Origin of the sequence: Chungangia koreensis, from assembly GCF_042651785.1 — a bacterium.
GTDB classification, from domain to species: Bacteria; Bacillota; Bacilli; order Bacillales_A; family Planococcaceae; genus Chungangia; species Chungangia koreensis.
This window is the reverse complement of sequence record NZ_JBHSEC010000014.1, coordinates 17577-42881: the sequence shown is the minus strand read 5'-3', so window position 1 is coordinate 42881 and position 25305 is coordinate 17577. Positions and strand designations below refer to the sequence as shown.

The 25305-nt window shown below is 39.8% G+C and carries 30 protein-coding genes; 12 read left to right on the top strand and 18 right to left on the bottom strand.

The window, feature by feature from the left end; all coding sequences use genetic code 11:
- Nucleotides 1-23: 23 nt before the first annotated feature.
- Genes ACFOZY_RS07910 through ACFOZY_RS07900 form a run of 3 tightly spaced genes read left to right on the top strand, consistent with a single transcriptional unit; the run spans nt 24 to nt 1768 of the window.
- Nucleotides 24-233, top strand: coding sequence for a hypothetical protein (locus tag ACFOZY_RS07910; protein WP_378154081.1), 210 nt, complete (start codon nt 24-26; stop codon nt 231-233).
- Nucleotides 234-244: 11 nt separating this feature from the next.
- Nucleotides 245-610 carry a spore coat protein gene (locus ACFOZY_RS07905; RefSeq protein WP_378154080.1) on the top strand — a complete coding sequence of 122 codons (366 nt, stop codon included), beginning with the start codon at nt 245-247 and terminating at the stop codon, nt 608-610.
- 21 nt (nt 611-631) lie between these two features.
- The gene (locus ACFOZY_RS07900) at nt 632-1768 is read left to right on the top strand and encodes a zinc-dependent alcohol dehydrogenase (RefSeq protein WP_378154078.1); all 1137 of its coding nucleotides are present in this window, start codon (nt 632-634) and stop codon (nt 1766-1768) included.
- Nucleotides 1769-1824: 56 nt separating this feature from the next.
- Here the strand turns inward: ACFOZY_RS07900 and ACFOZY_RS07895 are convergent, their stop codons facing one another.
- Together ACFOZY_RS07895 and ACFOZY_RS07890 are read right to left on the bottom strand one after the other, a co-directional pair.
- Nucleotides 1825-2088 carry a CD3324 family protein gene (locus ACFOZY_RS07895; RefSeq protein WP_378154076.1) on the bottom strand — a complete coding sequence of 88 codons (264 nt, stop codon included), beginning with the start codon at nt 2086-2088 and terminating at the stop codon, nt 1825-1827.
- 182 nt (nt 2089-2270) lie between these two features.
- Entirely contained in the window at nt 2271-3068 is a 798-nt protein-coding gene (locus tag ACFOZY_RS07890) for an exodeoxyribonuclease III (RefSeq protein ID WP_378154074.1), read from the bottom strand.
- A gap of 102 nt (nt 3069-3170) precedes the next feature.
- Between ACFOZY_RS07890 and ACFOZY_RS07885 the strand changes: the two genes are divergently transcribed.
- Nucleotides 3171-3575: an RDD family protein gene (locus ACFOZY_RS07885; RefSeq protein ID WP_378154070.1), complete on the top strand. Its 405-nt coding sequence runs from the start codon at nt 3171-3173 to the stop codon at nt 3573-3575.
- A gap of 38 nt (nt 3576-3613) precedes the next feature.
- Here ACFOZY_RS07885 and ACFOZY_RS07880 read toward each other — a convergent pair whose 3' ends face one another.
- The 3 genes from ACFOZY_RS07880 to ACFOZY_RS07870 all read right to left on the bottom strand — a co-directional run bounded on the left by ACFOZY_RS07880 (nt 3614) and on the right by ACFOZY_RS07870 (nt 6485).
- Nucleotides 3614-4279: an NADPH-dependent FMN reductase gene (locus tag ACFOZY_RS07880; protein ID WP_378154067.1), complete on the bottom strand. Its 666-nt coding sequence runs from the start codon at nt 4277-4279 to the stop codon at nt 3614-3616.
- 74 nt (nt 4280-4353) lie between these two features.
- Nucleotides 4354-4902: an NADPH-dependent FMN reductase gene (locus ACFOZY_RS07875; protein WP_378154065.1), complete on the bottom strand. Its 549-nt coding sequence runs from the start codon at nt 4900-4902 to the stop codon at nt 4354-4356.
- Nucleotides 4903-5108: 206 nt separating this feature from the next.
- Nucleotides 5109-6485 carry an MATE family efflux transporter gene (locus tag ACFOZY_RS07870; protein WP_378154063.1) on the bottom strand — a complete coding sequence of 459 codons (1377 nt, stop codon included), beginning with the start codon at nt 6483-6485 and terminating at the stop codon, nt 5109-5111.
- A gap of 143 nt (nt 6486-6628) precedes the next feature.
- Here ACFOZY_RS07870 and ACFOZY_RS07865 point away from each other — a divergent pair, with 143 nt between their 5' ends.
- Both ACFOZY_RS07865 and ACFOZY_RS07860 read left to right on the top strand, forming a co-directional pair.
- Entirely contained in the window at nt 6629-7405 is a 777-nt protein-coding gene (locus tag ACFOZY_RS07865) for a 3-hydroxybutyrate dehydrogenase (protein WP_378154061.1), read from the top strand.
- 136 nt (nt 7406-7541) lie between these two features.
- The gene (locus ACFOZY_RS07860) at nt 7542-8933 is read left to right on the top strand and encodes an amino acid permease (protein WP_378154058.1); all 1392 of its coding nucleotides are present in this window, start codon (nt 7542-7544) and stop codon (nt 8931-8933) included.
- Here the strand turns inward: ACFOZY_RS07860 and ACFOZY_RS07855 are convergent.
- Nucleotides 8878-9504, bottom strand: a complete 627-nt coding sequence (locus tag ACFOZY_RS07855; RefSeq protein ID WP_378154056.1) for a LysE family transporter — start codon at nt 9502-9504, stop codon at nt 8878-8880. The genes ACFOZY_RS07860 and ACFOZY_RS07855 overlap by 56 nt on opposite strands.
- 51 nt (nt 9505-9555) lie before the next feature.
- On the opposite strand from ACFOZY_RS07855, the gene ACFOZY_RS07850 reads away from it, so the two are divergent.
- On the top strand, nt 9556-9933 hold the full coding sequence (locus tag ACFOZY_RS07850) for a YqhV family protein (RefSeq protein ID WP_378154054.1): 378 nt from the start codon (nt 9556-9558) through the stop codon (nt 9931-9933).
- 37 nt (nt 9934-9970) lie between these two features.
- Here ACFOZY_RS07850 and ACFOZY_RS07845 read toward each other — a convergent pair whose 3' ends face one another.
- The 5 genes from ACFOZY_RS07845 to ACFOZY_RS07825 all read right to left on the bottom strand — a co-directional run bounded on the left by ACFOZY_RS07845 (nt 9971) and on the right by ACFOZY_RS07825 (nt 14099).
- Nucleotides 9971-11194 (bottom strand): MFS transporter, encoded by a 1224-nt coding sequence (locus tag ACFOZY_RS07845; protein ID WP_378154052.1) that lies wholly within the window; start codon nt 11192-11194, stop codon nt 9971-9973.
- 80 nt (nt 11195-11274) lie between these two features.
- The gene (locus ACFOZY_RS07840; RefSeq protein ID WP_378154050.1) at nt 11275-11901 is read right to left on the bottom strand and encodes a LysE family transporter; all 627 of its coding nucleotides are present in this window, start codon (nt 11899-11901) and stop codon (nt 11275-11277) included.
- A 66-nt stretch (nt 11902-11967) separates the two neighbouring features.
- On the bottom strand, nt 11968-12657 hold the full coding sequence (locus tag ACFOZY_RS07835; protein ID WP_378154048.1) for a YjjG family noncanonical pyrimidine nucleotidase: 690 nt from the start codon (nt 12655-12657) through the stop codon (nt 11968-11970).
- Nucleotides 12658-12670: 13 nt separating this feature from the next.
- A complete protein-coding gene (locus ACFOZY_RS07830) occupies nt 12671-13303 on the bottom strand; it encodes a class I SAM-dependent methyltransferase (RefSeq protein WP_378154045.1) in 633 nt (210 codons plus the stop codon).
- On the bottom strand, nt 13296-14099 hold the full coding sequence (locus tag ACFOZY_RS07825; RefSeq protein WP_378154043.1) for a phosphotransferase family protein: 804 nt from the start codon (nt 14097-14099) through the stop codon (nt 13296-13298). Before ACFOZY_RS07825 ends, ACFOZY_RS07830 begins: the two co-directional genes overlap by 8 nt.
- A gap of 130 nt (nt 14100-14229) precedes the next feature.
- Here ACFOZY_RS07825 and ACFOZY_RS07820 point away from each other — a divergent pair, with 130 nt between their 5' ends.
- Nucleotides 14230-15165 (top strand): aldo/keto reductase, encoded by a 936-nt coding sequence (locus ACFOZY_RS07820; protein ID WP_378154041.1) that lies wholly within the window; start codon nt 14230-14232, stop codon nt 15163-15165.
- A gap of 27 nt (nt 15166-15192) precedes the next feature.
- Here ACFOZY_RS07820 and ACFOZY_RS07815 read toward each other — a convergent pair whose 3' ends face one another.
- The 5 genes from ACFOZY_RS07815 to ACFOZY_RS07795 form a co-directional block, all read right to left on the bottom strand.
- Complete coding sequence (locus ACFOZY_RS07815) at nt 15193-15738, bottom strand: GNAT family N-acetyltransferase (RefSeq protein WP_378154039.1); 546 nt, start codon at nt 15736-15738, stop codon at nt 15193-15195.
- Nucleotides 15739-15793: 55 nt separating this feature from the next.
- Entirely contained in the window at nt 15794-16237 is a 444-nt protein-coding gene (locus tag ACFOZY_RS07810) for a hypothetical protein (protein ID WP_378154037.1), read from the bottom strand.
- 250 nt (nt 16238-16487) lie between these two features.
- The gene (locus ACFOZY_RS07805; RefSeq protein WP_378154035.1) at nt 16488-17678 is read right to left on the bottom strand and encodes an amidohydrolase; all 1191 of its coding nucleotides are present in this window, start codon (nt 17676-17678) and stop codon (nt 16488-16490) included.
- A 94-nt stretch (nt 17679-17772) separates the two neighbouring features.
- Entirely contained in the window at nt 17773-19176 is a 1404-nt protein-coding gene (locus ACFOZY_RS07800) for an MFS transporter (RefSeq protein WP_378154032.1), read from the bottom strand.
- Nucleotides 19177-19335: 159 nt separating this feature from the next.
- Nucleotides 19336-20199, bottom strand: coding sequence for a LysR family transcriptional regulator (locus tag ACFOZY_RS07795; RefSeq protein ID WP_378154030.1), 864 nt, complete (start codon nt 20197-20199; stop codon nt 19336-19338).
- Between the two features lie 147 nt (nt 20200-20346).
- Between ACFOZY_RS07795 and ACFOZY_RS07790 the strand changes: the two genes are divergently transcribed.
- From ACFOZY_RS07790 to ACFOZY_RS07780, 3 genes are all read left to right on the top strand, one after another.
- Nucleotides 20347-21321, top strand: a complete 975-nt coding sequence (locus ACFOZY_RS07790; RefSeq protein WP_378154028.1) for a DMT family transporter — start codon at nt 20347-20349, stop codon at nt 21319-21321.
- Nucleotides 21322-21900: 579 nt separating this feature from the next.
- Nucleotides 21901-22083: a hypothetical protein gene (locus ACFOZY_RS07785; protein WP_378154026.1), complete on the top strand. Its 183-nt coding sequence runs from the start codon at nt 21901-21903 to the stop codon at nt 22081-22083.
- A 326-nt stretch (nt 22084-22409) separates the two neighbouring features.
- A complete protein-coding gene (locus ACFOZY_RS07780) occupies nt 22410-22817 on the top strand; it encodes a hypothetical protein (RefSeq protein ID WP_378154024.1) in 408 nt (135 codons plus the stop codon).
- 662 nt (nt 22818-23479) lie between these two features.
- Here ACFOZY_RS07780 and ACFOZY_RS07775 read toward each other — a convergent pair.
- Both ACFOZY_RS07775 and ACFOZY_RS07770 read right to left on the bottom strand, forming a co-directional pair.
- Nucleotides 23480-23749: a hypothetical protein gene (locus ACFOZY_RS07775; RefSeq protein ID WP_378154022.1), complete on the bottom strand. Its 270-nt coding sequence runs from the start codon at nt 23747-23749 to the stop codon at nt 23480-23482.
- Between the two features lie 23 nt (nt 23750-23772).
- The gene (locus ACFOZY_RS07770; protein ID WP_378154020.1) at nt 23773-24294 is read right to left on the bottom strand and encodes a hypothetical protein; all 522 of its coding nucleotides are present in this window, start codon (nt 24292-24294) and stop codon (nt 23773-23775) included.
- 564 nt (nt 24295-24858) lie between these two features.
- Here ACFOZY_RS07770 and ACFOZY_RS07765 point away from each other — a divergent pair.
- Nucleotides 24859-25305, top strand: a 447-nt coding sequence (locus ACFOZY_RS07765; protein ID WP_378154018.1) for a transposase family protein, incomplete at its 3' end; no start/stop codon positions are given.

Here is a 25305-nt window from a genome sequence, read left to right as displayed (position 1 = left end):
AGGGAGTTAGAGGAGGTGGACGCATGTTAGAAAAGAAAATGGCGTTACATGAAATGATGGAGTTTCATGAGGTGATCAACTTTATGACTTTGAGTTTACTGAAGTCCAAGCTGTTACAAGGTGTCGTGTTTGATCAGGACTTAAGAGCGTTACTTGAGAAGAATGTTAAGCTATCCACTCCTGCTTTAGATGGAATGCTTAAGTTGTATCGCAATACCGAGCTGGAATATTAGGAGGTTTCAATATGAGTACCATGGATTATTTAGATCCGATGAACTCCGTCGGCATGCCAGAATTAACTGACTCTGGAGTAGCCATGGAGTTTTTAATCACCACGAAGACGGGTATTCGCAATCTCTCAATCGCCTTGACCGAGACTGCCTCGCCCGCAATCAGGAAACTGATCCAAGCACAGTTGAATGTCATGATCGAGCTATATTCGGATACCTGCGATCTGATGATGAGGAAAGAGTGGCTGAAGCCATATGACTTAGAAAGTCAAAAGGTGTTGGATTTACGTTCTGCTGAGAACGCCATTTACATTGCTGGACTGGACCTATTCCCTGAAAATACGAACCGGAAAGGGATTTACCCAAGCCCGCCGAAATGATCCAAAAGAGGAGACCGTACTATGAAAGCAGTAACTTACCAAGGAATTAAAAATGTAGAAGTGAAAAAAGTTGAAGACCCGAAAATCAAAAAAGCAGACGATATGATCATCAGGGTTACCACAACCGCTATTTGCGGATCCGATTTGCATTTACTCCACGGGATGATTCCGAATTTAGGGAAAGACTACGTAATTGGCCACGAACCGATGGGTGTAGTGGAAGAAGTCGGACAAGACGTTACAAAAGTTAAAGTAGGAGACCGCGTCATCATCCCCTTTAACATCGCTTGTGGAACTTGTTGGTATTGTACACATGACTTAGAGAGCCAATGTGACAATTCCAATGATAATGGTGAAATGGGTGCTTATTTCGGGTACTCCGATACGACCGGTGGATTCCCTGGAGGACAAGCTGAATACTTGAGGGTACCCTATGCAAACTTCACTTCATTCCTAATACCCGAAAAGAGTGAAGTGCCAGATGAGAAACTGGCTTTACTGGCTGATGTCGCACCAACCGCTTATTGGAGTGTTGATAATGCCGGGGTGAAAAGCGGTGACACTGTGATTGTATTGGGCTGTGGACCAGTCGGTTTATTAGCCCAAAAATTCGCTTGGCTTAAAGGTGCAAAGAGAGTCATTGCAGTGGATTATATCGATTATCGTCTAAAACATGCAAATAAGTACAATAAAGTAGAGATAGTTAACTTCGAAGCACATGATCATTGTGGGGAATATCTAAAAGAAATTACACAGGGTGGTGCTGATGTTGTCATTGATTGCGTAGGGATGAGCGGCAAAATGACGCCATTAGAGTCATTGGCTTCTGGCTTAAAGCTTCAAGGCGGTGCTATGGGAGCCCTTGTTTTGGCGACACAAGCCGTCCGTAAAGGTGGAACCATCCAAGTCACGGGCGTATACGGGGCCCGCTACAATGCCTTCCCTCTCGGCGATATTTTCGAACGGAATGTATCATTGAAGACTGGACAAGCACCAGTCATCCACTATATGCCGTTCCTTTATAAGATGATTGACGAAGGAAAAATCGACCCTGGCGATATCATTACACATGTCATTCCGCTCGAGGATGCTAAGCGCGGGTATGAAATATTTGATACGAAGCAGGACGGTTGTATTAAAGTATTATTGAAACCTTGAACAAATAACACAAAAAGCACTGCGGCGTTTAGCAGCAGTGCTTTTGTTTAGTTCAGTTATTTTTTATAAACGATTTTCTTTATGGACTCGATGGAGAGAAAATACTCATCGGCCAGTTGTAAAATGGTTCTTCCCTTTTCAAAAGATGCCCGAATAGCAGCGTTCCGTTCGTCTAATCGTTTTCGGGTTCCGGATTGGGATCCCCATTTCGCATGTGAACTATCCTTTTTCGGGATATAAATCGTTTCCCCTTGGATATATAGTTGAATTTCCCTTATGAGGGCATCCGGTAATACGGTATGTGCTTTTACTGTTGTCAACTTTGCCAGCTCCTTATTTTTAGTTCTTTCAAATAAGGTGCAAATCCCGTTCAGGAAAAGCGATGAGGCGATGGTTCATTACTCCCCATGCAAAGTATCGCCATTCCTAAAAATAGGCTTTGCATGAGACGCTGCGTTATCTGACAAACGTTTATTTGTCATGCTGCTCACCTCCTTAAAAATCAGTTTGTAAGAAGAGATTCTTTCTGTTTCAATGGTAGTGCTGAAAAATCCACTTCGAGCCAAATCGGACAATGATCACTCCCCATTACATGTGGATGAATACCTGCATGTTGCAAAAACGGCTGTATTCGATCAGATGTTAGGAAGTAGTCAATCCGCCATCCTATATTTCGCTCCCTTACTTTATTCATATAAGACCACCATGTGTAGGCACCTTCCGTTTCCGGATGGAAGTATCGGAAGGTATCAGTGAATCCATCTGTTAATAGATCTGTCATCTTCCCACGTTCCTCACTTGTAAAACCTGAATTTCCTACATTCGATTTGGCATTTTTTAAATCCCTCTCATGATGCGCCACATTTAAGTCACCACAAAGAATAACTGGTTTCATACGATCTAATGCTTTCAAATAGCCACGAAGCTCATCTTCCCAAGAGAGACGGTATGGAAGACGTGCTAAATCCCTTTGGGAATTCGGAGTGTAGACATTTACCAGATAGAAGTCTGGAAATTCCAATGTCAATATCCTTCCTTCGTCTTGATGATCAGCATCACCAACACCATATTTTACGGAATTAGGCTTTTCTTTTGTAAATACAGCTGTACCCGAATAGCCTTTCTTAATCGCGTAGTTCCAATACTGATGATAGCCTTCTAATTCAAGCTCTATTTGACCTTCCTGAAGCTTTGTTTCTTGAACACAAAAAATGTCTGCGTCCACTTCATTGAAATAGTTGAGAAATCCTTTATTTACACATGCCCGTAGGCCGTTTACATTCCAAGACACGATTTTCATTGTAGAATAATGACTCCTTACATTTTTATACTCATATGTATAGTATACAACGTTTTTCCATGGACGAAGGATGTTGAAGTTCGAAAAAGAGGGAGTGATGTGATGGAGGAGGTTCGCACGGCTGGTTTTTGGGTCCGCTTAGGTGCAGGCTTGCTTGATGGGCTAATCGTTGGATTACCGTTAGTTTTGGTTAGCTATCTATTTACCGGGACGACTGAAGAAACACCGATTACTTCAATCGGAAACTTGCTATATCTGTTAATTGTCCCGGTTATTTGGTCAGGTTATACCATCGGAAAACGAATAGTGGGTGTTCGGATTGTCAGGATGGATGGAGGAAAAATCGGCATTGGTACCATGCTTCTTCGTACGTTAGCAGCTGGTATACTTTATTGGGCAACATTTGGTGTGTTGGTGATTGTCAGCGTCCTTATGGTCGTATTAAGAGATGATAAACGGGCAATTCATGATTTCATCGCTAAAACAAAGGTAATCTATGTCAAATAAAAAAGAAGGGTTGAGGTTCATTCCTCTTCCCTTCTTTCTTATTTACGCAATTTTTTGAATGCACGGCTCCAAGATAGGAGTTGGTCGAGCATTTGATCGGCGTTGCCAGCGTGATAATCAGCGGGCTTGAATTCACTCATGTTTTCAAAGTCAGACATAAGTGAGAAAGTTACTGCCGTACGGACGTCTGCAACACCTAATTCACCAAAGATTAGGCGAAGATTTTCGTGTGCACGTGCACCGCCTAAGCTTCCATATCCGACAAAACCAGCTGGTTTGTTTTCAACTTCAGGCTTTAAGTAGTCTAAAGCGTTTTTTAGTGCACCACCAGTTGCATGATTATATTCTGGTGTTACAAAGATGTAGCCATCATAGCTCGCCATCTTTTGTGACCAAGCTTTGATTTGCCCTTCTGCATCAGGCTCTGCAAATTCAGAACCAAGTAGAGGAAGATTATAATCTTCGAGGTCGACAAGTTCGTACTGTACTGTTGTATCATTACGTTTGTTTGCAAAATCGTACATCCATTTCGAAACGGCTGCTGCATTACGCTCTTCACGCACACTGCCGACCACGATTCCGATTTTAAGTAAATCCTCTTTCGGAGCTGCAGGAGTTACAGGAGCTGTTGTCGTTTTTTGAACTGGTTGCTGTTGTACAGACTGTTCCTTTTTACGGCCGAAAAGTTTATCAAAAAGACCCATTTAGTTCACCTACTTTTCTAATGTGATTTTAAAAAAGAAGGGATGGATGCTCCATCCCTTCTATGATTTAAAAATTATGAACGGACAGTTTTTAGAGCGCCGCTCCATGCTAATAATTGATCAAGCATAGTGTCAATGTTCGCATTGTGATATTCAGCTGGTTTAAATACGCTCATGTTTTCAAAGTCAGTCATGAGTGAGAATGTTACTGCTGTGCGTACGTCAGCAACTTGAAGTTCACCTAAGATCAAACGCATGTTTTCGTGTGCACGAGTACCACCAAGGCTTCCGTATCCTACGAAACCAGCAGCTTTGTTGTTCAATTCTGGGTTCAAGTAGTCAAGAGCATTTTTAAGTGCTCCACCTACAGCGTGGTTGTATTCTGGCGTTACGAAAATGTAGCCATCGAAAGAAGCCATTTTGTCGGACCAAGCTTTGATTTGTGCTTCTGCATCAGCAGCAGCATATTTTGAACCTAATAGTGGCAAGTTGTAGTCTGCCAAGTCCACCAATTCATATTCTGCATCTCCGCGTTTTACTGCGTAGTCATGGACATATTTAGAAACTGCTTCAGCGTTACGTCCTTGACGTACACTACCGATAACGATACCGATTTTCAGCATGTATTCTTCCTCCTAATTTTCCTTTATTTATTCGAAACTAACTATCTCGAATCCAAAGTAATTATAGTATAGGTACTTACTTTTAGTCAACACTTTTGTTTCCACTCTAAAAGTATACCCGGTAATTTCTTTACTAATCGGATTCTCTTTGGCGTTATAAGTATAAAAAAATACCCGCTTATAAAAAGCGAGCATTCTTATGAGCATTATACAGCTGGACTTTCAGTTGCGGGTTCTGGTATAAGTGCGTGTTTCGTCCAAACTTTGCTTTTCCACCTGAAGTAAACAAGGATGGCACGGATCCATTCATCGGCTATAAACGCCACATAGAGTCCTGCCAACCCCATATCCAAATGGAAAACTAAGAAGTAACCTAATGGGAGGCTCATCAGCACCATTGAAAAGAGACCAATGTAAACCGGGAATTTCGCATCACCAGCTGCCCTTAAAGAGTTAATGATAACGATATTCATCGTTCTGCCGGTTTCCAATAATACACTCAAAACAAGCACCGAGGCAGCGATGGCAATAATGATAGGGTCATCTGTAAATAAGCTGACTAACTGTTCCCGGAACGCTGTCACAAGGCCGGCCATAATAACTGTAAAGACCATTGCCGAGCGGACACTGGACCAAACCTGAACGTAGGCTTCCTCTTTCCTGCTTGCCCCGACAAAACGCCCGACAATAATAGATGTCCCCATTCCAATGGCGATAGCAAACAAATACGTAAACATCGATATATTTGAGGCATATTGTCTCGCGGCCAGCGCTTCTGCACCGATATAAGTCGTGTAGTACAAAAATACAATTTGGCATGCTTGATATAGTACTTGTTCTGCGGCAGAAGGCACACCGATTTTAACGATTTTACCCATGTATTCCTTTGATAGAGAAAGATAGTAACTAATCTCGATCTTATACTCCACTGCTTGATATAACAGCCAAAAGAATACTAAAAGAGCGGTGAAGCGGCTCGCCACTGATGAAATGGCCGCTCCTTGAACACCGAGTTCAGGAAATCCGAAATGCCCGAAAATCAGCGCATAGTTCCCTGCCACGTGAATAATATTCATACCGAGGGAAACCAACATGGTCTGCTTCGTCCATCCGTGGACACGTATGGTGGCAGCAAGAGCATTAATAATCGCCTGTAAAAAAATCCCTCCGCCCACGATGGCCAAGTAGCTTGAAGCATAAGTTAGGACCTCTCCCTGAAGGTTCATGGTTGACATCATATAATCAGAAAAAACCAGGAAAATTCCACTCATCAAAATACCTAAAATAAGGTTCATGGTTACAGCAAGTGCAATGATCTTAGAAGCTTCCATTGCCCTTTTTGAACCTAAATATTGAGCTACTACAATTGCCGCTCCGTTACCGACAACTTCAAGAATTAATATAGCTATATGAATATACTGATTAGCTGACCCTACTCCTGCTACCGCATCATCTGACAGCGCACTCAGCATAAATACATCCGCGAGTCCCATAAGCATAAACAAGAACACTTCAAGAAATATCGGCCAGGTTAAATGGAATAATTTCAATTCCCCGTGTTGTTTAGTTGAATGTTTCTTCATATTTTCTCCTACTCATTTTTTCACAATAATTCATCTTACAATTTTTAGTGAATGGTTGCAAGACAGTTTTGTATTTTTGTTTACCGGCAAGATAAAATGATAAGATAAGATTATATCTTTTATATCTGTGGGAGGTTTTGAGTGTGGTAGATAATAAAGTAGTGGTGATTACAGGTTCAGCACGGGGAATTGGATTTGAAATCGGGAAACACTTTGCCCAAAACGGCGCTAAAGTTGTTCTTTCAGACATCAATGAAGAAATGGTGAAACAATCTGCAGAATCTCTGAAAGAAGAAGGCTTTGAAGCAATTGGGGTTAAAGCTGATGTAACTAAAGAGGAAGATCTTCAAAACTTAGTGAAAACAGCGAAGGAAAGTTTCGGAGCTGTACATATCGTCATTAACAATGCTGGTTTACAGCACGTGTCACCAATCGAGGATTTCCCAACCGAGAAATTTGAATTGATGCAAAAGATCATGTTGATCGCACCTTTCATCTTAATCAAAAACGTATTCCCAATTATGAAAGAGCAAGGATTCGGACGTATCATTAATGTCGCTTCCATCAACGGTCTCATTGGATTCGCTGGTAAGGCTGCTTATAATAGCGCTAAACATGGGGTCATCGGACTTACGAAAGTTGCTGCGTTGGAAGGTGCTGAACACGGCATCACTGTAAACGCACTTTGTCCGGGATATGTGGATACCCCATTGGTTCGCGGTCAAATGGAAGACTTGGCTAAAACCCGTAACGTCCCGGTTGAGGATGTATTAGGTGAAGTACTTTACCCTCTCATTCCTCAAAAACGTTTACTTGACGTCAGCGAGATTGCTGAATATGCTCTATTCCTTTCAAGTGAAAATGCAAAAGGTGTAACTGGTCAAGCAATAGTCATTGACGGCGGTTATACAGCTCAATAATAAACTAACGTCAGCTGTCCTGATCCATTCGGGACAGTTTTTTTACTTTTCAATAGTCCTCGCACAACGGAATCCACCGCTTTCCTTTTACATAATAATGATACTCCTGTTCACACTATTGGTAGGAGGTGCGAAAATGTCGCAAAATCAAGACAGCGGAAAAGAAGCCTCTTATGAATGGTGGCAGCTTTCACTAATCGGTGTCGGCTGTATTATCGGCACGGGATTTTTTCTTGGTTCAGGGATTGCTATTAAAATGACAGGTCCTTCTGTTGTCCTGTCTTTTTTATTGGCAGCGTGTGGGACGTATATTGTTTACGAAGCACTTGCCAAGATGTCAGCAAAAGACCCACAAAAAGGTTCATTCAGGACCTATGCGAAACAAGCTTTTGGCCGATGGGCGGGATTCAGCAGCGGATGGGCGTATTGGTGTTCCGAAATGCTTATTATCGGTAGCCAGTTGACTGCGATCTCTTTGCTGGCCAAGTTCTGGTTCCCGGATGTTCCTTTATGGATTTTTGCTTCCGGTTTTGCCATTTGTGGATTATTAGTATTATTCATTGGAACTAAAGGTTTTGGAAAGCTGGAAAGTATTTTCGCTGTAACGAAAGTCGCAGCAATTTTCATGTTCATCGTGGTTGCAATTGTTGCTCTTACTGGAATTATTGAAGGTGACAAAAATAGCGGTTTCCCAGGTTCCTTAGCCGAAGTATTCCCAAATGGGGCTCTTGGATTCTGGAGCTCCCTACTGTTTGCGTTTTACGCATTCGGCGGCATTGAAGTGATGAGCATCATGGCAGTTCATTTGAAAAACAAAGAAGATGCACCTAAAGCGGGCAAGGTTATGATTTCCCTTTTAGTAGCAATTTACATAGCCGCTATCTCGCTGGTATTGTATTTGCTTCCATGGAATTCAGTCAAGGATGATAAAAGCCCGTTTGTTACCGCACTGGATAGCTATAATTTAGACTTTTTCCCCCACGTCTTCATCGGGGCGATCATCATTGCCGGTTTTTCTACCATGTCTGCATCCTTATTTTCTGTTACCACAATTTTGCTGACACTTTCTGAAGAAGGAGATGCACCTTCCCTCTTTAGTAAACAGATGAAATGGAAGTTGGCAGTCCCATTGCCAGCAGTGGGACTGACAGCGGTAGTACTTATTATGTCTATCGTGGCATCCCGTTTACTACCTTCAAATGTATACGAATATGTCACGACTGCCGCGGGGCTGATGATCCTCTATAACTGGCTGTTCATCCTGGCCATGTCTCACCGCATATTTGAGCCGACAAAAGCGGATAAAGTAAAACGGATGATTGCCTTTATCCTATTGATGGTGGCATTATCAGGTACATTAGCAAGCTCAACAAGCAGACCTGGATTTTTCATTAGTTTAGGATTTCTATCGATAATCGCTGTTGTCGTCTATTTTCTACAGAAGCGGTGGAAGAAAGAAGAAGGTTTATCACCTAAAACATCAGTTCAAGCGCCTTTAGCCCAAAGTAAAGGCCAAACAGAATCATAGATAGGGATGTCACTAATGTGATTCCTTTTAAAAGGTTGGCCGATAGGTATTTTTTTGCCCCGCTTGAAAGGATTGACATGGTAAAATCCCATGTCAAGATACCCATAATCATTGATAAGCTGAAAACGAGTAGTTTTGTATTGGATACATTGTCGGCTGTTCCCGCTAAAACAGAACCGTATATGCCGAGCCAAAATAGAATCGTTAATGGATTCATCAAAGACATCAAAAATCCGGAAATGGCGGATTGACGAAGCCTCGTTCTTTTACCTTTCGTCATTTTAATGGTCAACTTTTTCATAGAAATAAGCGCTTCAATTCCTGTATAAATCAGGACGAATGCGCCAAAAGACCAAAGAAGCGTTTTCATGAACGAAGAGGTCAATAATTGTCCCACGCCTAAATAGACTGCAATCATATACAGGATATCCGCAGTTAAAGCACCGAAACCGAAAATTAAAGCATGAAAAAAACCGTTCCGTATTCCGGTATTCAATTGTGCAGCATTCACTGGTCCTACTGGTGCAGCCAATGATATTCCTAAAATAAAATAACCAATAATCGAGTTCAACAGCTTGCCCCCATTTTTAAAGTCTATTGCAGTTTATTCAAATAGGTAGGCATGTACGACTATTCTTTACAATTTGAGGCTTTCATCTTAGGCAGCCTCTTATTAATATCAAAATACCTGTCCGCATATGCTGAAGTAAGAATTATGCCTAAGGTGGTCATGTTGTTGGAAAAGGCTCTTCTCGCGATCATATTAATACGGCTCATATCAGGCAGCGTTGAACTGACTGCTGCCTCACTTATGTACAAGTTCAATGATTTAGAAAAAGCGCTATACATAAATAGCATGCTCGCACTTGTTGGTCCTGTTGTTCTCATTACGACAACCGGAATAGGCTTGACCGGCTTAGCTGACCGAATTTCCTGGACTCGTCTCATTTGCTTATTCGGAGGTATCTTCCTCATCTTAGTCAGTCTCCGGATAAAATGATTACACCAAAAAGAACCGTCCTGAAAGACGGTTCTTTTTAATGTTTTGCTTGAATTTCTTCCGCTTTAAAAAACCGGAAGACAATAAACAGCATAATCAGTCCTAAAATTCCGGCTCCGATATAACTTATATTCAAGTAATCCTTCATGACAAGAGACATGATAGGCGGTCCCGCCGCTACACCGATGAATCTCGCTGAACTATAGAAGGAGGAGATGGTCCCCCGCTCCTGTTTTTCAATATTCTCCGTAATGACGGCGTCGAGGACAGGCAGGATTGCTCCAATGGCAATTCCCATGATGCTCGTGACAATAAGAAGGAGGATTAAACGCTTGCTTACAAAGCCAGTGAAGACGACACTTGCAGACATACCAATTAGTGAGAATATCATGATTTTCTTCATACCAGGAAGATCGCCTTTGATTTTCCTTCCTGTAATAAACGAAGCAATACAGAGCAACAATAATGGTATGGCTAAAACGAATCCTTTTTTGATGCCCTCAATATCATGTTTCTTCTCTAAGATTTCGGATAAATAAAAAAGGACTGAAAACAGCAATAGCATGACGAATGCGCCTAAAATAAATACTGTAAAAAGCCATTTCCAGTGTTCCTTAAAGGTTTTTAACGTATTTTCAACAAATTCTTTAAGTTTAACCGGATCGTCCTTTTCTTTCGAAACTTTAACAAAAAAGAAAATCAGGGCTATTGAAACAAGACTAAAAACAGAAATTGCGAAAAACGGGAGGAACCAGATGAACGCTGCAATGGCAGATCCAATAATCGGACTTAGCACTTTCCCGAACGTATTGGATGTTTCGATAATGCCTAAGCATGAGCTTGTCTTCTCGTCATCATCTTTGTAAAGGTCTCCTACGAGCGGGAGGACGATCGGCATCGCACCCGCTGCTCCAATTCCCTGTAATATACGACCGATAATAATCCAGGTATAAGGATCAGCCATTTTCCAAGAGGCAAACCCTGCGATCAGTCCGCCAATAAGTGCCAGAATCAAACTCGGAAGGATTACTAACTTTCGTCCAAAACGATCAGATAAGTAACCTGCGACAGGAATAAGGAAAATGGCTGCCACTGAATAGCTGGTGATGATCATACTCGACTGGAAAGAAGTAATATCGACTTTCCTTTCCAAAATCGGCAATACCGGAATGAGCATAGAATTCCCCAAAGTCATAACCAGGGGAATTGATGCCAAACTGACAATACACCAAACACTTACATCCTGATTGCTTTTATCCATTTCGGCACCTCGCTTAAAGTTCCATGTAAACTATAGCGTGTGCCTGTAGCACTTATTTATGTACAATTATGATTTTACATTTAGTGGTTAATGAAAAGCTCTATATACGCTTGATAGCCAAAGTAAAGTCCAAATCCGATCATTGAAATTGAAGATATAATTGAAATCACATTCAACAACGGACCCGACATTAACTTTCGGGCACCACTTGAAACTATGGACATAAATAGATCAATGAGCATGATTCCCAGCATGATAGCTACGCTGAATAGGATGACTTCATTTCCACCTTTTGTATTAGCTAAAATTGAACCGTAGATTCCGAGCCAAAAAAGAATGGTCAAAGGATTCAATAAGGCGAGCATGAATCCCGCTCCCATGGAATGCCTCAGTCGTGTGTACTTTTTAAGTTTAATATTTAAATCGATCTTCCCTATTTTCAATAAGTTTTCAATCCCTGTATATAACAATACAAAGCAACCGAAAGACCAAAGAAGTGTTCGTACAAATGGTGTACCGATAAATTGGGCTACTCCGAAATACACGGCGAGCATGTACAACAAGTCCGTACCGATTGCTCCAAGGCTAAAAAACCATGCATGGAAAAAGCCACTTCGAATCCCCTTATTAAGTAACACGGTTTTCACCGGCCCAATCGGCGCTGCCATGGAAATACCTAATAACAAATACGTGAACATTGAATTCATCCAAACGTCCCCCGAACTAAATAAATGTCTCTTTTACCTTATTCATCCGGAGGGACATGTAATACATTATCTTAATAAGATTCCTCTAAGTTCTGAAATACTATGGATTTCATAAGTCGGATTAATCCCCAGTTCATTTATAATATGTCTGGGATTGTACCAGCACGTATCCAGATTGGAGAGGTAACCTCCTTTAATGTCTGCAGTAAGGGAATCACCTATTATCAGGCCATCTGCGGGGACAAAACGAGGGATTCGGTCAAAAACATATGAAAAGAATTCTTTCATAGGCTTCTGGTAGCCAGTATCTTCTGAAACAAAAACTTCCTTAAAAAACGGTAGCAGATTAGAGTCCTTTAATCGCTTGTACTGTGTATCGGAAACACCGTTCGTCACGATATATAAATCATAATGGTGATAGAGTTCGGTTATAATTTCAAATGCCCCGGGGATTAAATCATGACCGTTTGCAATGTAAGCTCGGTATTTTGTTTCTAACGCCGCACCGTTCTCTTCTCTTCCAAATTCCTTCAAAAAGAGGGAGAAGCGTGTATTCAGCACCTCATCCCGGCCAATCTCCCCCTCTTCATAGGAACTCCACAACGCCCGATTGATTGTCCGATATCGGTCTTCCGCCTCGGGTGAAAGATCGAATTGGATCTCATTGAACAACGAACGGAGTGCTTTACGTTCTGTTGCACCGAAGTCGAGTAATGTATCATCGACATCGAAAAATAAAGTTTTGTATGATTTCATGCTGTTTGCCTCCCTACATATGTACGAACTTGGAAACTTCTTTTAAAAGCATAATTTTACGGTACATTCCATTCATCATAACAGGGCGATCTTCTACTATTCGAAAGTCTTGGCGATGGCGATCGAATATCTCCCTAAAGCTTAGTCCGATATCCGTCCCTAATAACCTTATGGCAGGTCTTAACAGTCTTTTTCCTAGAGAAACCTTTTCGTCCGAAAACTTATCAAAGATCAACAAATGCCCATTTGGTTTTAAAACTCTCTTCATTTCTGAGAAACACTGTTCAGCATTCGGCACAACCGACAAAATAAGGCTGGCAACGACAACATCAAATGTTCCGTCATCAAATAATAAGTGCTGGGCATCCATTTCAATAAAGGTGATTTCAGTATGTTCAAACTTGGACTTTGCCTGTCTTAGCATATCTGGCGAATAATCAATCGCCGTTATCGTTAAATCCTTATAATTGACCAGTGCTAAATCCGCACCAGTCCCGATACCAACGAATAGTACACACTGCCCCTTTTCGAATGGAATGTTTTGAAAGACATCCTTCCTCGCCCTTAAAAAAGCTCCGGTATTAAAGAAGCGGTCATAAATTGGTGACCACCATTTATAAATCACTCGATTCCAATGATTATTCATTGTTTTGCCCCATCCAATTATCAATTCTCTTGATTGCATTTTCATCCAACCGTTGTCCCAAATCTCTTTTCATTCGGTTTCCGGCCCAAAAACGGAACAGATGATTATGCTGTAGCGGATCATCTATCTTTTCATAACCTGCTCGGTATCCCTCCAAAAAATCTGAAAGTATTTCTTGTATTTCAGTGATTGTTGGACCATCGATTTGCATGATTGATAATGTTCTCATCATGTCAAAACGTCTATCTCCTACAGATGCATTGATCCAGTCAATGACTCCTGTGACTTTTTCTCCATCTGTTAACACGTTGAGAGGATGATAGTCCATATGGAGAAGCCATTGGCCTGTTGGATTGATTTGGTTGAACAGTTCCCGCTCTATGTCTGTTGCCGGCGTGAGCCAAGAAGAGACGATGGGTTTCGGTAGTTCAATCTGATGAATTAACGCTTGGACCCTTCCAAATTCACTACCTAATTGCCGTGCTTTTACAGGGTGATCCATTAATGCTTGCAACATTGTTTGGCCCGTCACCCACTCCATCAGCATTACCGCATAACCTCCAGCGGCATGGACGGATATCACTTCTGGCGCTGGAATGTTTTGTTCACGTACCATAGAGATCAGTTCTGCTTCCCATTGAAATTGTGAGAGCCGATTAAGTGGGAGGATTCTTAATGCAAAATTACTGCCATCCAGTCCGGTTACTTGATAGACAGAACTGTCATTACCGCCCTGGACTTTCTTAAAAGAAGAATACTCGATTTGGCATTGCTCAAGGATTTGATTGATATCCATCTTAATCTCCTTTATTAATAGTTCTTACATTGATGCTATCATATTCAATCTCTTTCAAAAGCAAGATTTTTGAAACGATTTCTATATTTCGTTACTCTTGATTTATGAACGACAGGAAGGGATGACAATCATGGTTGAATATGTTCAATTAGGGAGTACCGATTTAAAAGTACACCCGATCGGTTTAGGGACAAATGCGGTCGGAGGACATAATATCTATCCGAATACGGATGAAGTGGCTGGAAAGCAATTAGTCCGGATTGCCATCGAGCATGGCATTAACATGATTGACACGGCCTTTATGTATGGTCCAGGACGCTCCGAAGAGTTGATCGGAGAAGTTGTGAAAGAGAGTGGTAAACGTTCTGACGTGATAATCGCTACAAAAGTAAGCCCCAAATTGGTTGATGGCAGTTTTGTACATGACAATTCACCTTCTTTCTTACGTGAAGAAGTCGAAAAAAGTCTAAAGAGATTACAAACCGATTATATCGATTTGCTTTATATTCACTTTCCAGATGAGACGACACCGAAGGACGAAGCAGTCGGAGCATTAAAAGAATTAAAGGATGAAGGAAAAATACGTGCAATCGGTGTCTCCAACTTTTCACTCGAACAGTTGAAAGAGGCAAATAAAAATGGCTATGTTGATGTTTTTCAAGGTGAGTACAACCTGCTGAATCGTAAAGCGGAAAATTCCTATTTCCCTTACACAGTTGAGAATCGAATTTCATTCATTCCGTACTTCCCTTTGGCTTCCGGATTTTTAACAGGGAAATATCAGACGGAATCCGACTTAGGACCACGGTTGACGAAACGGCCACAGTTCCAAGGGGAAGCACTTTCAAAGAACTTTGAGAAGCTTGATGTATTAAGGAGAATAGCGGATGCAAGAAATGTAGAGGTTGGACACGTCGTGTTGTCCTGGTATTTAGCACAACAGGCAATCGATGTAGTAATCCCTGGTGCCAAGAACGGAGTCCAGGTGTTAAATAACCTGAAAACAGTAGATGTCCAGTTGACGAAGCAGGAAGTAGAAGAGATCGACGAAGTATTTCAAGATTAAGTTGAAGGCATTCCTTATTGGAATGCCTCATTTTTGTAAAATGAAATGCTTATATAGTTGATGGTCAATTTCAATTGTAGCATTGTATCGAAAACCACACTTTTGAATTACTCTCGTAGAGGGTTCGTTATTCGTAAGAGCAATGGCATTTAGCACTTTTGTGTCAGTAGATGAAAACAAATAGTCTATCAATCCTTGGACTGCCTTCGTGGCAAATCCCCTATTTTGAAATTCAGAAGACACAGCATAAACAATCTCACGGTTTGGTTCAGGAAGTTCGTCTTTAATTCCGGAACAACACCAGCCGATGACTCGGTTAGTCTCCTTATGAAGGATGGCTAATTTCAACATATGCTCATCAATAGTTGGGACAGCTTCCAGAAATGCTTGATTCATGGGGACTTCATATTCAGTCAACCAATAGCGCCTCTTCTCTTCCGGCGCTTTCCAATCCGGCAGGAATGCAGAAATTTCCGGCTCACTGGAGATCCGGGAAATGGCATACGCGTCCTCTATTTGAAACGGTCTTAACAAAATTTCGCCACAATCAATGTTCAGTTCAGTATGAGGCAATATAGTTCCTCCTCTTCAATCATTCCTCTATGTAATCTACATCGTTGCCCTCAAGTTAAAAAAACAAGTCCCATATTCCGTACACCAGCCAAGCAATCATGAACACCATAAAACATATATATACAACCCGAATGGATAACTTCGTATTATTAGAGAATTTTCTTTTCCCTAACTTGTGCATAACTTTATGTTCATCGAAGCCAAGTAAATCTTCAATTTGATCTCCAATCACTTCCAAATCCTTATAGTAAACATTAATCCTCTCTTCAATTGTCCAGAATACATAAGTAATGAGAATCCCCCCGATCGGCAGCAAGAGTTTGATAAAGTATTCGTTTATATTCAAGTCCTTTCCTGCCAGTTGCATGAGTCCAAATTGAACTACAAAATACACCGGGAATAATGCAAAGCGTAAACTGCTGTAATGTCTGCGTGACGCTTTTATTTCTTTGTATTGTTCTAAAAGCAACAACTTATTATGATCTACTTCTTGATTCATGATGGCACCTCCTATTCGTTCATTTTACCTAAATCTAAAAAAAGTAGATATATCGATTTCGTTACCCACGTACTAATCACCTCAAATATTTCATCAAAATAATTGAAGTGATTGAACAACACAAAGCAAGCTTTGGAAAAGCATACTAAGCTAAAGTCAAGAGAATGTGTAATAGTCGCCCCGAGGAAGTAAAACTCTTCGCAAATGAAATGACTAAGCCTCGGTTTTATAGAACCAAGGCTTAGTCATTTTAATCTAAAATATCATAGTAACCACAAACAACATATCCCACTGCTTTCGCTGCTACAAGAAGTGCATCTTCATCGATATCGAATTTAGGATTGTGATTAAAATACGGCTTTTCCACTCCTTTTGGATTACAAGCGATAAAGAAGTAACAGGAAGGAAACTTTTCAGCGTAATAAGCAAAGTCTTCGGACGGCGACAAGGCCGGGAATTCCTTTACTTCTGTAATGTCCTGATCGTTTATAGCTTTTAAATAGTTTGCCACTTGATCTGTTAGCTCAGGGTCATTATATAAAGGTGGATAATCATTTTCATATGTTAACTCACAAGTCACACCAAATTCTTCTTCCAACCCTTTAACAAGACGCTTCATTTCTTTTTCTATGGTTTCTCTTGTCTCTATACTCATATAGCGGATGTCACCTTCAAGCTCGACGCTGTCTTTTATGACATTAAACGTTCCTTTTCCATCAAACGAACCGATCGTAATGACTCCAATTTCAAAAGGATTTAAACGCCGACTAATAATGGTTTGAACCGCTGTTACAAAATGAGCGCCAGCTACAATGGCATCGTTCGCAAGATGGGGGGAGGAACCATGCCCGCCTGTCCCTTGAATTTTCAACTTCATATAAGCCCTGCCGTTAAATGTAAATCCAGCATGATAACCGACGACTCCCGCCGGTCCCAGTGGCAGCAAATGGATACCAAAGACATTGTCAAGGTCGTCAAGAACTCCTGACTCAACTACACTTTTTGCCCCGCCAGGCGGTACTTCTTCCGCATGCTGATGAATGATTTTGATTGTACCTGGAATTTCTTCTTTTAATTGAATTAAGCAGTCTGCTAATACGAGCATATAAGCTGTATGACCATCGTGCCCACATGCATGCATAACGCCTTCAATTTTGGATTTATATGGAACATCTGCTTCTTCCACAATAGGAAGAGCATCAAAATCTGCACGCAATCCAATTTTCTTACCTGGTTTTCCACCTTCGATGGTCACGACAATTCCGTAGCCATTTCCTACATTCGTTTGGACATCTACATCTTTCCCTTTATAAAAATCGATGATATATTGAGCCGTTTTCTCTTCTTCAAAAGAAAGTTCAGGGTATTGGTGTAGATGTCTCCGAATTTCAATCATTTCATCTTTACGAGACTCCAACATCTGCATTAATTTTTCCCTCATGATGACCCTCACCCTTCACAATATATATTTGATTGATCTTGCATTAAGTAACCTTGAGATAATGGAAATTGGAGAATCCTGTTCCGTGCCAATCCTATTTATAAAGTGGCTGAACTGGATTATCCGTATTTTTTCCAGCGTCTTTTGGCACTAAAAAGATCACTGATAGTACGGAAAGTATACCAAAAATAACATTCACGATAATTCCGCTGGTGGCTGCACTTTCCAGGCTCCCATTCGCTGAAATTGCAGCGTAAACCGCCGCCGAGATAGCTACACCAAATGCACTTCCGAGTGAACTTGCCATTTTGTATACGCCAGCCGCTTCCCCCACTTTATCCGGAGGAGCATTCGTCACAGAAGTATCGGTTGATGGCGTGGCATAAATTCCAAGCCCCAATCCAAACAATGCAAATCCTACAAAGACGATGATGGTGTAAGCGAGATCTGGTAGGAATGTTAAACCCATCAGCGCTACACCAATGGTTGTGATGATTCCCCCCCAAATCATTGGTGACTTCGCCCCGACTCTCTGTAGAATTTTCTCCCCTACACGAATCATTGACAGTACAACAACTAAATAGCCCAGAGATAACATCCCTGACTGGAATGAGTTGAAACCTCGTCCCATTTGTACATACGTATTTGCTACAACGAGGGTACCCGCAATTGCATTGAGCAAGAAATTGGAAATCGTGGCACCTGTGTAAGGTCTATTTTTAAAAACTGCAAAATCAATCAGAACAATTTCTTTTCCCTGTTCTACTTTAATGAAAACAACTAAACCGATAATCGTAACAACTAAAAGGCCAATTGAAATCGGGCTGGTCCATCCTAAATCCGACCCGAAGGAAATAAATACATTTAATGCAACCATAGTGATAATGAAAATAAGTAGGCCTGTGTAATCGAATTTAAAAGCCCCCGTTGATTTTTGTTTACTTTCAGGGGTGTCTTTTATTAAAAACAATCCGACTACAGCAAAAATAATGGAGAAAATAAAAATCCATCTCCATCCTAACGATGTCGCGATTGCTCCTCCTGCGAAGGACGCAATCCCTGAACCTCCCCAAGAACCGATTGACCAATAACTGAGAGCCCTTTGACGTTCAGCGCCTTCAAAATAGGCTTTCACCAACGCAATTGTTGAAGGCATGATGCATGCAGCTGATAGACCTTGAATGATTCGACCAATAATCAGCAATATCGCGCCTTGTGTTACAACAATACAAAGTGACCCGATGATACTTAATATATATCCGATCACCGCTATTTTCTTTCGGCCAAGTTTATCAGCAAGCCCACCGGCAGCAACGATAAATAGACCGGAGAACAAAGCCGTTAAACTAATAGCGATATTTAGTGTTCCAAGTGAAATACCCAGATCCTTTTGTACAGTCGGTACAATATTAACCATTGCTTGGGCAAAGAGCCAAAAGGTGATGACACCAAATACAATTCCGATTATCAGTTTATTTGTACCCTTATATGTTTCCATAAAATCCTCCTTGACTATAGTTCATAAGTTGTCCTAATTTCGTACAACTATGTTTTTTGAAACGGTATATCGGAAATTTGAAAATAAAAAAAGACATTCAATCGTCTTAATATGAGCGATGAATGTCTTTCTTATTAGACTTAGAAAAAAAGTTTGTGGTCATACTACTACATGTTTTTTCGCTTCAATTGTTTCAATAAACCTTTCCATTGTAGAGGTTAAAAACGCATCTGCTCTCCTAATAAAAACAGTTTTAATCTTACTGTATTGTTCCGGAAGTGTATGGCATTGGATTAATCCACTGTCTTCCAAATGGGCAATTGCAGATTTTGGAACAAATGATACACCAAGTCCCTCTTCAACACTTCGTAAGATTGTTTCTAATGTACCGAATTCCATCACCTTTTGTGGTGTGATGTTTTGATCCCTATACCATGACTCAAGTCTCGCTCTGTAGACACAGCCCTTACTAAAACATAAAAACGGCGCTTCTTTTAAACCTTCCAACGTAGGAACACTCATATCCGAAATTAATACAAGCTCCTCTTGAAATACATCATGTGAGATTAGGTCGGGGTGGAAATCCGACTCTGTAACGAATGCTCCGTCCAGCTTATGATTTAGTACTGCCTCTTCCAACGTTTCAGTTACACCCGTAAATAGCGATAAATCCACATTTTTGTATTTCTTTATATAGGTAGACAATAGTTTCGGTAATTGGATTACGGTTTCGACAGTACCTATCTCAAGTTTCCCACTCGGCTCTTCATTATTTTGAATTGCCTTTTTCATTTCGTCTTTCATCATTAATATTTTTTCACTAAAGGTTAATAGTTTTTTTCCTTCCGGTGTTAAACTCATGCCACGATGATGACGATTAAACAAAGGCGTTTTCAACTCATTTTCAAGCTTGTGTATTCTCGCAGTAATGTTTGACTGTACGTAATTAAACTCTTTTGCAGCTTCTGTAATCGTTCCTTTTTCAGCCACAGCTTGAAAGATTTCTAAATCTTTAAATTCCACAATTTCTCCTCACTTTACTCTTTTCCATATCAATTCAATGATATCAAAAAAAATGATGCGAATGATAAATTTTATTCATTTTACATGATATCTAAAATGGGAGAAGATATAGATTGCATCTTTAGAAAAGAAAGGCAGAGAAAGAGAATGAAAAATAGCATATGGTTAGGAGCTTTTTTATGTTTTATCGCCGCTGTTTCATGGGGGGCTATGTTCCCGATCGCAAATTCGGCATTCAATTATATTGATCCCTTTTATTTTGCACTCATTCGTTATGGATCTGTAACGCTTATTTTAGTAGCGATCCTATTATGGAAAGAAGGAAAGCAAGCTTTTCGTTTTGAAGGGAAAGGCCTTAAATTATGGTTTTACGGCACAATGGCATTTACAGTCTATAATATATTTATATTTTGGGGACAAAATCTATTAGGAGATCCTGGAGTGATGGTAGCATCCATTATGGAGTCACTCATGCCAATGATTTCAATCGTAATTGTTTGGCTGTTGTTTAGAAATCGCCCTCATTTTTTCACCCTACTATGTGTACTTGTTTCATTTATTGGGGCCATGTTAGTCATTACTAAAGGAGACCTGACTGGTTTTCTTGGTGCTACAAATAATATTGCACCCACCCTACTCATATTGTTAGCAGTAATTGGATGGGTCATTTACACAATGGGAGGCAGCGAGTTTAGCGATTGGAGCGCTCTTCGGTATTCAACAATAAGCTGTTTGCTCGGTACGATTACAGCCGGTGTTTTTGTTGGCAGCGGTACACTTTTTGGATATCTCACTGTTCCATCGCTTGAAGATGTTAAAGCTGTAACTCCCCATTTAATATTTATGATTTTATTCCCCGGAGTCATCGCGTTGCTCGGCTGGAATATCGGTGTAAGTATTTTAACTCCATTAAACGGTCTAATGTTCATTAACTTTGTTCCGATTACAACACTTGTCGTTTCAGCTTTCCAAGGTGCCCAACTCACGGCGTTTGATATTTTAGGTACAATTCTTATCATCATTTCACTCGTATCCAATAATATCTATATTAGACGGTCCCAGAAGAGAGAAATAGAGCAACTTCATCAAACGACATTCAGAGAAAGCATGTCTAATTTGTAATGAAGGGTTTATTATAATTATCGCAAAAAAACTGGTCAGATTTCTGACCAGTTTTGTGTTGATACAACTCGGTCGTGACGTACGAAACCTTAAAACACTGATTATTACATTAATACCATGTTCTATAGGGACAACTCACTCGTGACGTAACTTTTGCTTGATTTGCATTTTATAATACAACTACTCGTGACGTAAAAATTTCCCTCGAGTAAAAATAATTGACAGAAAAATAATTGTACATTTTTGAAAAGGAATTTATATACGTATTTGGTCAAGATTTTTTTAGGAATTATTCTATCTTACCACTTGTATTTCGTTATTAAAATTATAAAGAAGGAGGTTTTTAAAGAACGGAGATTTGATACACCGGTAAAAAGGTTAGTATGTTGACAATCAAAAGCACTTATACGGAAAGAAGAAGGGGGCTTGGATAAAATTAGTTTATGCAGTTCCATAAATACTCTAAAATATATTTAATTATCTATAAATTTGGAATATACTAAATATGTGAATGCATTTCTCCTAAGAATTAACATATTTGTCCCGGCGCATTTAACAGCTTATTAGGGAGGAAAAAAGATGATTGGGAGAGATTTGTTCAAGTATTTACTAAGTGCTTTACTGATGATTGGACTGATGTTTGGAGAGTCAACAACACTTGCAAACACAAACGGTAACAATGCTACTGGTAATGTACTACCTAACGAGAGTTATAACGCTATGAATGGACAATTAAGTCCTTTTCAAATTGAATCCTTGTAAAAAAAGGAATTGGAACAAAACTAATTAAAGAACTTATTAAAGAACTGAGCCGTACTTCTTATTATACGGTTATATTACCTAAACCACTGAAAGACATCGTTTTTGGAGAAGTATGAATTTTAAATATAATTTAGGAAGGGCACATTGGTTTTCTGACACTTCCTCATTAGTAGGGAAAGTAGAAACGGGACATTGATCCATTAAAGGATTAATGTCCTATTTGTTGATGACTTTAACTAAGGCAGGCAGCTTTAGTTGAAGAAGGACCTATAAAAAACTGAAAGATGGGTATCTTAGAAGCAAAATAAAAAAAGGAAGAATGTTTAATGCTCAAGGTAATCCTGATCTTATCTTTATTCATTTTCACTTCTCAAACAGAGGAAATGTTGGCAATCAAAGTGATTGAGGGCTATTTTAAAGATATAAATGAAAATCGATGGTCAAGTGTAGATAAATGGTATGTTAATGAAAGGGCAAAGGAAATAAAGAGTTTTCTGGATAATGAAGAGAATCAAAAAAAGAAATTAGGTTTACTTAATATTAAATCATCTCGATTAGTAAAGTTGAAAGAACTACCTTATGATTATGCTGAACAATTTTTACCTAATCGTTATATGGAACAATACGATAATAAAATTAAAAAAGCTTTCTATGTTGCAGTTGATTATAATGTTTACCACGAAGACCAGTATCACATAAATGGTATTAACTATTTTTTGTTGTTCTTGTATTAGAAGATAACAATTGGAGAATAGTTTTAACTCCGCATATACCTGTAAATACAATTGTGTTTGATGGATATGGGTTTGGGACTGAGGATGAAAAAACATTCGATAAAAGAAGACATAAATTCACTAAGTAAATTAAGTGTTATTGCTTCTTTAACTTGGCGTTAGTTCAAGAAGGTAATGGATAATGATATTTCATAAAAAAACTGGTTAGAAGTTTTAACCAGTTTTTTTATTTGTTCGTCACGACTGAGTTGTATACGTCACGACCGAGTTGTATTTCCACATATTTGTGTAGATACAACTCGGTCGTGACGTAAGGCACCTCAAAACACTGATTATTATATAAAATGAAGCTCTATAAAGACAACTCACCCATGACGTAGCTATCACTTGATATTAAAATTCACACACAACTACTCGTGACGTGAAAAATGATGTAATTACTTAATTGTAGTTCTGAGATTATTGAAAATAAAGCAGGAGGGTAGGCCTCTCCAAAAACATGGTGAATCTGGGGCTTATTTGTGCCGCCTACAATTTATAGAAGTGGAACAGCCATCATATTTAAGGAATTATTTTCTTATTTTTTGTGCATAAAAAAAGAAGCTGCCTAAAAGTTTATACTTTTGGGACAGCCTCCTTTTTATTCTCTGAGGTAGAGACTTTCAATTAGCATGAAAATGTTCTAAATGTTCTTTTGGTTCAGGAAAATAAGCCCACACTTTGTAGACATTAATTTCTTCATCAGCCGTATAGACTTTCAAGTCTTTATTTTTAGCCAACCGAAAAGCCAAAGCACTTGCAATTTTATAGTCCGGGGTTATATAGCCATTAAAGATTCTTCCGTACATCTCATTTTCTAACGAATATGCCCACATATCAGCTTCCTGCATTGTTTCGAATATAAATTCTTCCTGTAACCATTTAATATCCACGCCTATTCACCCCGTTTATACATCTATACTCTGCATTTAATCATTACTACATCGTTAGCGTTATTTGTAGTAGATCGTACGTCCCAATGCATTGTAACAACATCATAATTTTTCAATGTACCACCACCAGATTTTCCTTGGTATTGGTAATTCATTAATCTTCCATGAAAAGGATAATCAGTATAATCTTCTCGTGCTTGATATACAGTATTTACCCTCTGATCATTAACCATTAGGCTAACTAATTCGACTCGCACCTTTGGACCATAACGAGATTTACCATGATCAGTCATAAATAATGAAAAAGCTAAACTCCTATAAGTATCATCAACACGTGCTGCCTGCATAGTAACATATGCATCATCGTGATAAGAACTTTCAAAAGTTCTAGTACAGGTTGGGAAGTCTTGATCAGGCAACGGAATATCAAATAAAATCGGGTCTGTAGATTCTGGAATTTGTTCAGTTGTAGCAGCACTTACTGGAAAACTACTAACTAACAACATAACTAGTAATAGCATAGCAGTAAAAATATTCTTTTTCATTCAAAGTCCCCCTCACATTTTGGTTGTTGCTAAATGGTATAACAATCACAAACACATCTTCCCTCCCTCCTGTTAATGTATTTTCTCCACTAAATGTAATAAAACCTTTTTTTCACAATATACCAACAAATGTTATAAATTCAATCGATTTTCTTTGGGACTATCTGATGAAAACTCTATTAATGAACAATTTGCGACATCCAGACCAACTACTGGATTCATGTGTTATCTCCTCCGTATTCATAGTGGATTGACCGGTAACCTCTATCTATCTTGCCAATCATATCTTCGCTTGTTATACGAGATCATCATGTCCCAACCAGCCTAATCATGTGTTAACAAGTAGAGGGCGAACTGTTTAGTTGTCGGGATCGAGTCCCACGGGCAGGTCCGTTCTACCCCGGCTACAATCAATCTATAAATTGAATTAAAAGGCTCTATTATAAATGTTGGGGTATTCAAACAATTTGAATAAAAAATGCACGCGGTTCTCCAAATCTCTTATACTTGAATTGTCGAGAAACAAGTAACGAGGATTGGAGATGCGTGCAAGTGAATTTTATCATGAATATTCCAGGATTAGAAGATGTAACGGTAACGAAAATGGAACAGATTGAAGACCGTGTCGCGATTCATGTTGAGATGGAACGCCGATTTCATACATGCCCTTCATGTGGGGGAAAAACAAGGAAAATGCACGACTATCGGTTACAGAAGATTAGCCACTTGAAACTGTTCGATCGACTTACCTGCTTCATTTATAAAAAACGCCGTTATGTCTGTGGTCAGTGTGGAAAACGTTTTGCGGAGAAGAATACGATTGTCGAGCGTTATAAACGCTCTTCCATTGAGGGGAACCAATCCCTGGCCATCCGTTGTGTTCAGGCAAAGACGTTTAAGGAAGTAGCCCTACAATATGGAACATCCGCTACTACCGTCATTCGTCGATTTGATGAACTGGCACACCAGGAGGTGTCCGCCATCAAGGAACTTCCAAGAGCGATTGCCATG